Origin of the sequence: Promicromonospora panici (assembly GCF_900608595.1) — a bacterium.
GTDB lineage: Bacteria > Actinomycetota > Actinomycetes > Actinomycetales > Cellulomonadaceae > Promicromonospora > Promicromonospora panici.
In genome coordinates this window covers 331,552-344,475 of sequence record NZ_UWYY01000002.1, presented here as the reverse complement: position 1 = coordinate 344,475, position 12,924 = coordinate 331,552, and the positions used below count along the sequence as shown (strand labels likewise).

The 12,924-nt window shown below is 70.9% G+C and carries 9 protein-coding genes; 5 read left to right on the top strand and 4 right to left on the bottom strand.

The features are described from left to right. Nucleotides 1–28: 28 nt before the first annotated feature. Complete coding sequence (locus tag EW117_RS03375) at nucleotides 29–1,600, top strand: molybdopterin-dependent oxidoreductase (protein ID WP_129783631.1); 1,572 nt, start codon at nucleotides 29–31, stop codon at nucleotides 1,598–1,600. Between the two features lie 3 nt (nucleotides 1,601–1,603). Here EW117_RS03375 and EW117_RS03370 read toward each other — a convergent pair whose 3' ends face one another. Then, nucleotides 1,604–2,437: a class I SAM-dependent methyltransferase gene (locus EW117_RS03370; RefSeq protein ID WP_129783629.1), complete on the bottom strand. Its 834-nt coding sequence runs from the start codon at nucleotides 2,435–2,437 to the stop codon at nucleotides 1,604–1,606. 178 nt (nucleotides 2,438–2,615) lie between these two features. Between EW117_RS03370 and EW117_RS03365 the strand changes: the two genes are divergently transcribed. Together EW117_RS03365 and EW117_RS03360 are read left to right on the top strand one after the other, a co-directional pair. Continuing rightward, nucleotides 2,616–3,287 (top strand): winged helix-turn-helix transcriptional regulator, encoded by a 672-nt coding sequence (locus tag EW117_RS03365; protein WP_129783627.1) that lies wholly within the window; start codon nucleotides 2,616–2,618, stop codon nucleotides 3,285–3,287. A gap of 114 nt (nucleotides 3,288–3,401) precedes the next feature. Beyond that, entirely contained in the window at nucleotides 3,402–4,820 is a 1,419-nt protein-coding gene (locus EW117_RS03360; protein ID WP_129783625.1) for an MFS transporter, read from the top strand. Nucleotides 4,821–4,926: 106 nt separating this feature from the next. Here the strand turns inward: EW117_RS03360 and EW117_RS03355 are convergent, their stop codons facing one another. Then, nucleotides 4,927–5,754 (bottom strand): hypothetical protein, encoded by an 828-nt coding sequence (locus EW117_RS03355; RefSeq protein ID WP_129783623.1) that lies wholly within the window; start codon nucleotides 5,752–5,754, stop codon nucleotides 4,927–4,929. Then, nucleotides 5,751–6,332, bottom strand: a complete 582-nt coding sequence (locus EW117_RS03350; RefSeq protein WP_129783621.1) for a SigE family RNA polymerase sigma factor — start codon at nucleotides 6,330–6,332, stop codon at nucleotides 5,751–5,753. The genes EW117_RS03355 and EW117_RS03350 overlap by 4 nt, the downstream gene beginning before the upstream one ends. 327 nt (nucleotides 6,333–6,659) lie before the next feature. Between EW117_RS03350 and ileS the strand changes: the two genes are divergently transcribed. Next, complete coding sequence (gene ileS, locus EW117_RS03345; RefSeq protein WP_129783619.1) at nucleotides 6,660–9,986, top strand: isoleucine--tRNA ligase; 3,327 nt, start codon at nucleotides 6,660–6,662, stop codon at nucleotides 9,984–9,986. A 163-nt stretch (nucleotides 9,987–10,149) separates the two neighbouring features. Here ileS and EW117_RS03340 read toward each other — a convergent pair whose 3' ends face one another. After that, nucleotides 10,150–11,394: a chymotrypsin family serine protease gene (locus EW117_RS03340; protein WP_129783617.1), complete on the bottom strand. Its 1,245-nt coding sequence runs from the start codon at nucleotides 11,392–11,394 to the stop codon at nucleotides 10,150–10,152. 156 nt (nucleotides 11,395–11,550) lie between these two features. On the opposite strand from EW117_RS03340, the gene EW117_RS03335 reads away from it, so the two are divergent. Continuing rightward, nucleotides 11,551–12,816, top strand: a complete 1,266-nt coding sequence (locus EW117_RS03335; RefSeq protein ID WP_129783615.1) for an immunity protein Imm33 domain-containing protein — start codon at nucleotides 11,551–11,553, stop codon at nucleotides 12,814–12,816. Nucleotides 12,817–12,924: the final 108 nt, after the last annotated feature.

Genomic DNA, 12,924 nt, shown 5'->3' with positions numbered 1-12,924 from the left:
ACAGCGATCCGCGTGCCAGGCTGGGCGTATGACCCAGGCAACCGAGAGCCCCGCGAACCCGCGGGCCGATCGCTCTCCGCACGACGCCGGATGGGCCGCCCTCGCCGGCATCCTCGCGGGCGCCGCCGGACTGGCCCTCGCGGAGCTCGTCGCCGCTCTCGTCGCGCCCGCCGCGAGCACCCTCTTCGCGGGCGGCGCCGCCGTCGTCGACGCCGTGCCGCCGTGGCTCAAGGACTTCGCCGTGCAGGCGTTCGGCACCAACGACAAGGCGGTACTGCTCGCATCGATGGGCGTGGTGCTGGCCGCCGGCGCGGCGCTCGCGGGCTGGCTGGAGCTGCGTCGTCCGCCGGTGGGCGCGCTGCTGATCGCGGCCGTCGGCGCCGTGGGGGCGATGGTCGCGGTGCTCCGCCCGGAGGCGACGCCGTTGTGGGCGCTGCCGAGCATCATCGGGATCGGCGGCGCGGTGATCCTGCTGCGGATGGCGATCGCCCGGTTGCGGCCCGCGGCTGACCTGCGCAGGCAGGAGGGCACCACCGTGGACCGGCGCGGGTTCCTGGCCGTCACGGGCGTCGCCGCGGGCGTCGCGGTGCTGGCTCTGGTGAGCTCGCGCGTCGTGTCGGCGGGCGCGGCGGCGGTGAACGTGGTGCGCGAGAAGATCCGGCTGCCCGCCGCGCGCAAGGCCGCGGACCCGGTGCCTGCGGGCGCCGACCTGGAGCTCGACGGCCTGACCCCGTACATCACGCCGAACCCGGAGTTCTACCGCATCGACACCGCGCTGCGCGTGCCGCAGCTGGACCCGGCGGACTGGTCCCTCGAGGTGCACGGGATGGTCGACGAGCCGTTCACGATCACCTGGGACGAGCTCCTCGCGCTGCCACTCGAGGAGCACCACGTGACGCTCGCCTGCGTCAGCAACTCCGTGGGCGGCGATCTCATCGGCAACGCCCTGTGGCTGGGCTACCCGATCCGCTCCCTGCTGGAGCGTGCCAAGCCGCAGCCGGGTGCGGACATGGTGCTCTCCGTGAGCGACGACGGGTTCACCGCGGGCACGCCGCTGGAAGTGCTCCAGGACCCGGACCGCGCCAGCCTGCTCGCGATCGGTATGAACGGCGAGGCGCTCCCCGTGGACCACGGTTTCCCCGCGCGGCTGGTGGTGCCTGGCCTGTACGGGTACGTGTCCGCGACCAAGTGGGTGACGTCACTGAAAGTCACCACGTTCGAGGCCGACCAGGGCTACTGGACGCCCCGCGGCTGGTCCGCGCTGGGACCGATCAAGCTGCAGTCGCGCATCGACGTGCCGCGCGGTTCCGCGGCGCCCGGCGCGGTGACGGTCGCCGGCGTCGCCTGGGCACAGCACACCGGTATCGCCGAGGTGGAGGTCCGGGCCGACGACGGCGACTGGGTCCCCGCCGAGCTCGCCGAGACGGTGGGCCCGGACACCTGGCGCCAGTGGCGGGCCTCGATCGACCTCGACGCCGGCGACCACACGCTCGCGGTCCGCGCCACGGACGCCGACGGGCTGGTCCAGACCGAGGCCGAGGCCCCGCCCGCTCCGGACGGGGCCACGGGCTGGCACACGGTGCAGGTCAGCGTCGGCTGACCCTCAGCGTCGGGTGGCCGTGAGCAGCAGGTACTCCCAGCCCATGGCGCCGTCGGCGTCCTGGAAGCGGGTGGCCAGGTCCAGCAGGGCGGCGTCGAGCTCGGCGGTGCGCGCCGCGTCGTCGGCCACGTTGCGGTAGACCGCGATGGTGGGGCCGTACAGAGCCTTGAAGAAGTCGCGGAACTCCGCACCTGAGGCGAACCGAGTAACGGGCAGCGACCGCACCTCGGCACGCACGTCCGTGACCCCGTCGCCGAACAGGGTGCGGACGTGCGCCTCGTCGCCCCACAGCGGGGGCGGTTCCGCGCCGGGCGGCGGGGCGGGCGCGTACGGCTTCATGGTGGCGAACATCTGGCCGATAAACCCGGCGGGCGTCCAGGCGATGAGCGCGATCGTCCCGCCGGGGCGGGTCACGCGGAGAAGCTCGTCGGCGGCGGTCTGATGGAAGGGGGCGAACATGACCCCGACGCAGGACAGCACGGTGTCGAACGCCCCGTCGTCGAAGGGCAGCGCGTGGGCGTCGGCCTCGGCCCAGGTGAGCTCGGCGCCGACGGCCGCGGCGGCCGCTCGGCCGGCGTCGAACAGCTCGGGGGTGAGGTCCGAGGCGATGACGCGGGCGCCGGCGAGCGCGGCGGGGATGGCGGCGTTGCCGGAGCCCGCGGCGACGTCGAGCACGCTGTCGCCCGGCCGCACGCCGGCGGCCTCGACGAGGACTGGCCCCAGGCCGGGGATCACCTCGGCGGCGAGCATCGGGTAGTCGCCGAGCGCCCACAGCGCGCGGTGCTTGGTGCGGACGGCGGTGAGGACGTCGGGCGGGACGACGGCGGTGTCGGTCATGAGACTGCTCCTTGTCTGGGAATCCTTCTGGGAAGGGCTGGGAGCTTCACTCTCCGTCCGGGAGGCGGGTGCCCTCCAGTGCAGCATCTGTACCGGGTGAGGTTCCCGGTCTGTACTGGTGCGCGGGTCGCGACGGGGCGTTGACTTGGAGCCGCGTGGGGACGTGCGAGGAGGCACCATGACGACGTACGGCCAGTTCTGCCCCGTGGCCAAGGCCATGGAGGTGCTCGACGAGCGGTGGACGCTCCTGGTGGTTCGTGAGCTGCTGTCGGGCAGCACCCGGTTCAACGAGCTGCGTCGTGGTGTTCCCAAGATGTCGCCGGCGCTGCTCGCCAAGCGCCTGCGCAGCCTGGAGCGCGCCGGCGTGGTGCGGCGCTTCGAGGCGGGCGGCCACTCCAGGTACCTGCTCACCCAAGCGGGCGAGGAGCTGCGGCCGCTCGTGGAGGGCCTGGGTGCGTGGGGCGTGCGGTGGGTCGGCGGGCTCGGCGAGGCCGACCTGGACCCGCACCTGCTGATGTGGGACATCCGGCGCACGGTGCCCGTTGCGGCCTGGCCGCGCGAGCGCACGGTCGTAGCGTTCCGGCTCGACGGCGTCCCCGGGCCCGTCGCGCGCTGGTGGCTCGTGGTGCGCGACGGCGAGGCCGACGTCTGCGACTACGACCCCGGCTTCGAGGCGACGGTGACGGTGTCGGCCCCGCTGCGCACGCTGGTCCGGGTGTGGCGGGGCGACCTGTCCTGGCGGGACGCGTTGCGCGGGGAGGCCGTGAGTCTGGACGGGCCCGCGCAGGTGCGACGGGAGCTGCCCGGCTGGCTGGGGCAGTCGGCCCTGGCAGGGGTGCCGCGGCCGTAGCGCGACATCGGCGGCGACAGATGACTCTCGGCGGCGCTCGTCGTCCACACGGAGAACGACGAGGTACGAGCACAGTCTTGACCTCAACCAACGTTGAGGTAATGGAGTACTCCCATGAGCAACGATCAGCAGGCGGCCGACGCCGCCCCGCGTCTCCACCTCTCAGACCCGCCCGTGCGGACGTTCGTCCAGCTCCTGGTGAACGTGCTGCTGGTCGGCGTCATCAACTACACGGTGTGGTTCGCCATCACGTTCTTCGTCTTCCTGGAGACCCGCTCCGTCTTCGCGACCGGCGTGATCGCGGGCCTGTTCCTGGTCGCCATGGTCGCTACGGGTGTGTGGTTCGGCAGCCTCGTGGATCACCACCGCAAGAAGACGGTGATGCAGGCCTCCGCCCTGGTGTCGCTCGTCTTCTACGTGACATGCCTGGTCATCTACCTCGTCACCCCGGCCGAGGAGTGGACCGACCCGGGCAGCGTGCGCCTCTGGATCCTCATCGTGCTGCTCATGGGCGGCGTGATCACGGGCAACCTGCGATCGATCGCGCTGCCGACGGTGGTCACCGCACTCTTCGACGAGACGCTCCGCGACCGTGCGAACGGTCTGGTCGGCACGGTCCTCGGCATCTCGTTCCTCGTGACATCGGTGATCAGCGGTCTGCTCGTCGCCTTCGACGGCATGCGGACCTGCCTGATCCTGGCGATCGCCGTCCTGGCCGTGGCTATGGTGCACATGTACTTCGTCAAGGTCCCCGACACCCTGTCGCACGCGGCGGCCGAGGGCGAGCCCCGGAGGGTCGACCTCAAGGGCACCATGAAGGTGGTCGGCAAGATCCCGGGCATGTGGGCACTCATCGCGTTCACCGCGCTGAACAATCTGCTGGGCGGCGCGTTCATGGCACTCATGGACGCGTACGGGCTGTCGATGATGTCTGTGCAGGTGTGGGGCTTCGTCTGGGGCGCTCTCAGCGCCCTGATGATCCTGTCCGGCCTGCTCATCGCCCGCACCGGGCTCGGGTCCAACCCCGTGCGCACCATCCTGCTGGTCAACCTGGCGCTGTGGGTGGTGACCGTCGCCTTCCCGATGCGGGCCTCGGTGATCTGGCTCGTGGCGGGGCTGGCCGCGTACATGATCGCGATGCCGTACGTCGAGGCATCCGAGCAGACCGTCCTCCAGAAGGTCGTGCCGTACGAGCGGCAGGGCCGCGTGTTCGGGTTCGCGCAGTCGGTGGAGCAGGCCGCCTCGCCGCTGACGGCGTTCCTGATCAGCCCGCTCACCCAGTTCTTCTTCATCCCCTTCATGCGCGACGGCGGCACGGGTGCCCGCTGGATCGGCGACTGGTTCGGCACGGGCGACGCCCGCGGGATCGCGCTCGTGTTCGTGCTCATCGCCGTGCTGGGTGTGTTGCTGACGGTGTACGGGTTGTCGAGCAAGTACTACCGTCTCCTGAGCCGCCGCTACCGGGAGGCCCCGTCCGCCGGCCCGGAGCCAGCCGAGCCTCCTGCCGAGCCGGCCCGCCCAGGCTCCGTCTGACCCCCGGGTTGACCACAGCAGTTCCTGCCAGAAACTGGGCCGTTTGGCAGCAACTGCTGTGGTCAACGATCGGCGATCGGCGATCGGCGACAGCTGGCTCGGCGGCTCAGCTCAGGGCGAGCGTGGCCAGGAAGTCCTCGACGAACTCGGGGTCCGCCGTCGGCAGGTTCATCGAGATGATGTACCGGCCAGGACCGTCCTCCCGGTGGACGAGGATCCTGACCAGTCCGCGGCCGGGGTCCGCCTCCGGGGCCCCCGCGATCTCGCTCAGCGGCGCGCTGTCATCGACGGTCGCGACGCTCGCGCCGGGCAGGTCGAACGACCTGGCGTCGGGACCCGGCGTCTGGGTCAGGCCGGCGGCCTTCGTGTCGTAGAACTCGTAGTCGGGCGTGACGTAGGCCATCCGGAGGAACGGCGGCGAGTCGGGGTCCTCACTGCTGTGCCACATGTCGGACGTCACGCCGGGCTCGTCCTGGACCGGGCCGCTGGTCACGATCTCGGGCGGCAGGGCGTATGTGAGGCCCTCGAGCTCGTTGACGTACCACCCGGCGGGCACGTTCCCCGACTCCAACGCCCGCACTGCGGCCGCCTCCACGTCCCGGGCCCGCCGCTCCTCCGCTGACATCGACGGATCCGCCGACGCCGACGCCGCCGACCCGCCCGGGAGGAGCACGCCCGGCGCCGTCGGGCTGCCGAGGGCGAAGGCGGCGCCCGCGACGGCGGCCACCGTCATCACGCCGCCACCGGTCGCGAGGACCGCGCGGCGGGTGCGCGTACGGCGGATCGCCACGCGGGACATGGCGTGCGGGTTGGCTGAAGTGGGCGGTACGACGCCGGTGCTGAGGTCGCGCAGGTGCGCCACCCAGCTCTCGTCGACGGTCCCGTTCGCGGTCCCGTCGACCGTCTCGATGATGGTGCGACTGTTCCTGGTCATGCGTCCTGTCCTTCCGAAAGCAGCTCGCGCAGGCGGGCGAGGCCGCGTGCGCCTTGGGATTTCACGTTGCCGACGCTGACGCCGAGCTCCTCGGCGACGTCGGCCTCCGACCGGTCGAGCAGATGGCGCAGCACCACGACGCGGCGCTGGCTCGGGCCGAGCTGCCGCAGCGCGCGCACGAGCCGTTCCCGCTCGGCGATCTGCGCCCCGCTGTCGGCGCCGGGGGAGCGGCTCGCCTCGTGTGCGACGACGACGTCCTCGGGCGACTGCAGGACCTCGCGGCGCGTGCGCCGCCAGCCGTCGATCCGTGCGGTGGCCAGCACCCGGCGGGCGTACGCGAACGGGTTGCCGTCCTTGAGCCGGGACCAGCGCCGGTAGGTCCGCTCCAGCGCGATCTGGGTGAGGTCGTGGGCGCGGTGGTCGTCGCCGCACAGCAGGTAGGCGATCCGGTGCAGGGCGGCGGTGCTCTCCACGGCGAAGAGCCGGAACTGCTCCTCGGCCGACACCCCGGTGCGGACCACGGTGAATCTGGCCTCGGCGGTGACCGGTGGTCCGGTCGCCTCGCTGATTGCGTTCATGTCCCCTGGACGCACGCGGGGTGCGCTGAGGTTGCACGCCGGGCTTTTCCGGTTGCCACTGGCCGGTACGATTGCCTGACAGGCATCGACCCGGCTATCACCGGTGAGCCTCCGGAAGAACAGGTCACCCTGCCGCCGTCGGGCAGCAGAAACCCCAGTAGAACCGGACGGGTAGGCCCGTCACAGCCGTCAACGAGCGGTCGCGCGCGGGAGCGAGCGGCAAGCGGGGTGGTACCGCGGCGCACTCAGGTGTGGCGTCCTCGCAGCAGATCTGTATCGAAGTCCACCTGCTGCCGAACCGCTGAACCGCCAGGAGCAAGAAGAACCATGGCCTATCCGCTGCACCGTCACAGCGACGCCGAGGGCGCCGTGCCCGCATCGCCCAGCCTGCCCGACCTCGAGCGCGACATCCTCGAGTACTGGGAGAAGGACGACACGTTTCGCGCGTCCGTCGAGGCTCGTCCGGCCGGCGAGAACGGCTCCAACGAGTTCGTGTTCTACGACGGCCCGCCGTTCGCGAACGGCCTGCCGCACTACGGCCACCTGCTGACCGGGTACGTGAAGGACGTCGTGCCGCGCTACCGGACCATGCGGGGGCAGCGCGTCGAGCGCCGCTTCGGCTGGGACACCCACGGCCTGCCCGCGGAGCTGGAGGCCATGAGCCAGCTCGGCATCAAGACCAAGGAAGAGATCGTCGAGGTAGGCATCGACAAGTTCAACGAGGCCTGCCGCTCCAGCGTGCTCAAGTACACCGACGAGTGGCGCACCTATGTCACGCGCCAGGCCCGCTGGGTGGACTTCGACAACGACTACAAGACCCTGAACCCGACGTTCATGGAGAGCGTGCTCTGGGCCTTCCAGTCGCTGTTCGAGAAGGGCCTCATCTACGAGGGCTTCCGCGTGCTGCCCTACTGCTGGAACGACCAGACGCCGCTGAGCGCGCACGAGCTGCGCATGGACGACGACGTCTACCAGCAGCGGCAGGACCCGGCCGTGACGGTCGGTTTCCCGGTGGTCTCGACCGCCGGCGATGACGGGGTGCTCCGCGCGGGCGACCACCTGCTGATCTGGACCACCACGCCGTGGACCCTGCCGTCCAACCTGCTCGTCATGGTCGGGCCGGACGTCGACTACGTGGTCGTCGAGTCGTCCTTCACCGGTACCCCGCAGCGGTACGTGCTGGCCGAGGCGCGCGTGGACGCGTACGCGCGGGAGCTGACGGACGAGGGCGCGGAGGCGCCGAACGTCGTCGGGCGGCTCAAGGGCAGGGACCTGCTGGGTGCGACCTACACGCCGCCCTTCGACTACTTCGAGGGCCACCTGGGGGCGCACCGCGTGGTCGAGGCCGACTTCGTCACGACCACCGACGGCACCGGCCTGGTGCACAACGCCGGCGCCTTCGGTGAGGAGGACAAGCAGATCACCGACCGGGAGGGCATGGAGCCGGTCATCCCCGTGGGCCCGGACGGGCGGTTCACCTTCCCCGTCGAGGAGTACGCGGGCTTGCAGGTCTTCGACGCGAACGCGCCGATCATGGACCACCTCAAGGCGCGCACGCGCGGTGCCGCGGACGACGAGGCGGGGCGGACGACGTCGGGCACGGTGCTGCTGCGCCGTGAGCAGTACGCGCACTCCTACCCGCACTGCTGGCGCTGCCGGCAGCCGCTGATCTACATGGGTGTGTCCTCGTGGTTCGTCGAGGTGACGAAGTTCCGGGACCGGATGGTCGAGCTGAACGAGCAGATCACCTGGGTGCCGGAGCACATCAAGCAGGGCCAGTTCGGCAAGTGGCTGGAGAACGCGCGCGACTGGTCGATCACGCGCAACCGGTTCTGGGGCTCGCCCGTGCCGGTGTGGAAGTCGGACGACCCCGCCTACCCGCGCATCGACGTGTACGGGTCGTTCGAGGAGCTCGAGCGCGACTTCGGGCGGCTGCCGCGGGACAAGGACGGCAACCCCGACCTGCACCGCCCGTTCGTCGACGAGCTGACGCGGCCCAACCCGGACGACCCGTCGGGGCAGTCCACGATGCGCCGCGTCGAGGACGTCCTGGACGTGTGGTTCGACTCCGGCTCCATGTCGTACGCGCAGGTGCACTACCCGTTCGAGAACGCCGACTGGTTCGAGCACCACTACCCGGGCGACTTCATCGTCGAGTACATCGGGCAGACGCGCGGGTGGTTCTACACGATGCACGTGCTGGCCACGTCCCTGTTCGACCGGCCGGCGTTCCAGACCGCCATGTCGCACGGCATCGTGCTGGGCTCCGACGGCCGCAAGATGTCGAAGTCGCTGAAAAACTACCCGGACATCAACGAGGTCTTCGACCGTGACGGGTCCGACGCGATGCGCTGGTTCCTCATGGCGTCGCCGATCCTGCGCGGCGGCAACCTCGTGGTCACCGAGGAGGGCATCCGCGACGCGGTGCGCCAGGTGCTGCTGCCGCTGTGGAGCACGTACTACTTCTTCACCCTGTACGCCAACGCAGCGTCCGACGGCGCGGGCTACGAAGCGCAGCCCCTGACGGCGGAGCGCGTGGCCGGGCTGCCCGTCATGGACCGCTACCTGCTGGCGCGCACGCGCGGGCTGGTCGCGGACGTGACCGAGCAGCTCGACGAGTACGACATCGCCGGGGCCTGCGAGTCGGTGCGCCAGTACCTCGACGCCCTGACCAACTGGTACGTGCGCACGCAGCGCGACCGGTTCTGGGCCGAGGACGCCGACGCCTTCGACACCCTCTCGACGGCGCTCGAGGTACTGAGCCGGGTGATGGCTCCGCTGGCTCCGCTGCTCACGGAGGAGGTCTGGCGCGGCCTGACCGGCGGTCGTTCCGTGCACCTGGCGGAGTGGCCGTCCATCGGCGTCCCGGCCGAGGCACCGGAGGGCACGACCATGCGCTGCGCGGAGGCGGACGTCCTCGTGGCCGACGACGCGCTCGTCGCCGCCGTCGAGTCCGCGCGGGCCGTCGTGTCGCAGACGCTGGCGCTGCGCAAGGCGAACAAGCTGCGCGTGCGGCAGCCGCTGCGGTCGCTCGTGGTCGCCGTGGCCGACCCGGACGGCGTCGCGCCGTTCACCGGGCTGCTGGAGACGGAGCTGAACGTGAAGGAGGTGCGCCTCGTCGCGTTCTCGCCCGAGGTGGCCGCCGAGTTCGGCATCACCGAGCGGCTCGCGGTCAATGCCCGGGCCGCCGGGCCACGCCTGGGGCGCGGGGTACAGGCCGTGATCAAGGCCGCGAAGTCCGGTGCCTGGTCCACGACCGACGCCGGTGCGGTGGTGGTCGCGACGGACGGTGGCGACGTCGAGCTGCTGGAGAGCGAGTACGAGCTGACGACGGTCGTGGGCGGCGACTCCGCCGAAACGGCAGACGTCGCGGCGGCTGTGCTCACCGGCGGCGGCTTCGTGGTGCTCGATCTCGCGCTGGACGACGCGCTGCGCGCCGAGGGGTACGCCCGCGACGTCGTCCGCGACGTGCAGGACGCGCGCAAGGCGGCCGGCCTGCAGGTCGCCGACCGCATCGCGCTCGGCCTGACGGTGCCGGCCGAGTGGGTGGCCGCCGTCGAGGAGCACCGCGAGCTGGTGTCGCGCGAGACGCTGGCGACGAGCCTGACGGTGACCCCGGGCTCGGCCCGCGAGGTCTCGGTCACGAAGGCCTGACCCCCTCTGCCGAGGTAGAACCCTGCCGAGGTAGAACCCTGGCGAGGTAGGACTCTGGCGAGGTAGGACTCTGGCGAGGTAGGACTCTGGCGAGGTAGGACCGAAGTGAAGAGCTACGGTCCTACCTCGCCAGAGTCCTACCTCGGCACAGCGAGTGGGATCGTCAGTTGTCGAGGCGAGCGTTCCAGTGGTCCAGGATGTCGACCATCGGGATGCCGTAGACGTAGGAGAAGCACTGGGTCGACACGGACGTCCGGCCGCAGCTGCGGCGGTTCGAGCCGCCGTCGATCATCCCGCGGGCGTACGCCTTGCCGTCGATGACCGCATAGATCGGCCCGCCGCTGTCGCCCCCGCCCACGACGACGCCGCCGTCGTCCCGGCTCGCGCGGAAGCCGTGGCAGGTGGTGTCGCCGCAACTCCACGCGATGTCGGTGGAGCGGATCGTCGCGCAGTGCTCCCCGGTCACCGCCCCCGAGCTGCAGACGGTCTGCCCGACGGCGGGCCGCTCCACCCCGGCGACCGGGAACCGGTAGCGCGAGTTGACGCTCGTCGCGTTCCAGGGTCCGCCGAACGTCGACCGCGCCGTCTCGGGGTGGCCGCTCGGGTTGATGAGCTCGGCGTCGAGGCTCGTCGTGCGGTTGGTGACGGTGCCCAGCCGCTCGCCGGCGCCGTCCCGGACCAGTGAGCCGACGCCCTCGTTGCAATGCGCGGCGCTGATGATCCGGCGGTGTCCCGCACCCGTGACCACGGAGAACCCCGTGGTGCAGTAGTCGGTCCCGTCCTTGGTCGCCATCGCCCCGCCGGCGTGCCACGGCGCATCGTCGTCGCGGCGGCTGCCCGCCGTGGACTCGACCTGATCGTCGATCATCGTGAGCTGGACCGGCACGCCGGCGATACTCTCCAGGCGCTGAGCCAGGGCGGGCGTGCGGGCCGCGGCAGAATCGTGGCTGACCTCGACGACCAGCCCTGCGTAGTCGCTCGTCGGGAGCGCGGCGAGCACGGCGTCGGGGCCGTGCAGCGCACGCTGGCTGTCCATCAGGCGGGTGCTGGCGGCGCGCAGGTCGGCTTCACTGAGCGCCGTCTGCCGGACGTCGACGGTCACGCCGGCGGGGACCCGCTCTGTCAGGTTGCTGACCACTGATGGCGCGTCGCCCTTCCAGGAGACGGTGACGCTCCCGGTGTCGTAATCCACGGCGACCCCGGCATAGCCGGGAACCCCTGCGAGCGTGGTGGCGGCGCCGGCCGCACGGTCGACGGCTGTTTGGATATCTGCGAGATTCTGTTCGGCCTTGTTCGTCTCAGGCTGGCTGACGTCGCTGGTCCCGGCCGCCGCGGGAGCGGCGAGCGCCGTGGTCAGCGCCATGGCGCCGACGACGATCGCGCGTCGGAACGTGCTGTTACGCCTCATGCTGTCGTTTCCCCCTGACGGACCGAGCACCGCCGGCCGACGCTGCGCAGTCATCGTTCTTCACCGGGTGAAACCTCGCAACACGATGTGTGATGCGCAGGGGTCTCAAGGTTGGACCAATCAGACATTGCGGTGACCGCCGCGTAGGCTGCCGCCGTGACTGATGCCACGATGTCGTCCGGTGACCACTGGACCCAAACATTTCCCCAGGTCGCAGAGCGTGCCGCGGCGCTGCTCGGTGTCGATCTCGCGACGGTCGCGATGTATCACCGCGTGGTTCCTGAGGGAGTCCATGTATGGGTTCCAGGACGCGGCGGCGCGCAGGGGATCTTCGGGTTCGACGGCTCTGCCTATGTGCGTGAGTCGACTTTCACCGGGGAAGAGCTCCTGGCGGGCTTCCGCGAGGGGAGACGGAACGACGGGACCCTCGGCGAGGCCCCGATCAACCACGCCGCGTCGGCGGTCGCCTCGATGGTTGGTGTGCTTCGAGGAGAGGCGGCACGTCAGGCGACCCCTTCCGGGCCGGGCGAGCAGGAGCTCGCCGAGCTGATCGGCGCTCCGTTCCAGCAGACCACGCCTGACGAGCTCGCCGAGCGACTGCGGGCACGGGGGAAGGGGTCGTACGCGATCCTCGGCATCGACCGTGCACAGGGTCCGGGGCACTGGTACGTGGCCTACTTCGACGGGAGCGACGTCACGCTGCTCGACCCGATCGCGAACCGGACGGTCAACTGGCCACCAGCGGGTGACGTGGTCGGCTGGTGGGCTGACGGCGAGCCGACAAGGGCCCCGGCGACGGTCGTGCTCGAGGCGCGTTCCAGTCACGGCAGGCGGGTCTGGCTCCGGACGACGCCGCTGCTGGCCCCCTTTGCTCGCGGCCTCGTGGACTGGTTCGCTGGGCAGGCGCCCGAGCGCGTCAGGGTGGGGCCCGGAGTGTGGCACGGCTTCTGGTGGTCAGGCCTGGCGCAGAGCGGCGACGACCTCAGGATCGCTGCGACCGACCTCACCAAGCCGGGGATCGAGACCATGACGTGGGACGTCGATCCGATGCTCGAAGCTCTTCGGCAGCAGATCGAGATGGCGGCGTTCTGCAAGGTCACGCGCGAGTCGATCCACTTCAACCAGCAGGTGCGGGTCTATGAGGGCGTGTTCGACGCCCCCGAGATCCACGTCAGGCGTTACGCGGCGAGCGACGACGCCACCGGATGGGTCATCACGCCCTTCGCCGAGCAGCCGCGCGGGGGCACCGTGCTCGTGCCCGCGCACGAGATCTGGCGCAAGGCTCCGCACCTCGTCCGCTATCTCGGGCTGCCGACGGGTTTCCACGCCGTGTGGTCGAACGGAGGCACCAGCCACATCTGGGATCCGGCTGGGACCCTGGTCTGGGACGCTGAGGCCCGCGCCGCTGCCTCCCGTGCGTGATGGGTGCCCAGACCTCACGCGTGATCCTCCATCAGATGTCAAACGACTTGCGGTCGGTGGCGTCGTGCGCAAACATAGTGGGTGCGAAGGGCAATAGCCCTGAGAAGT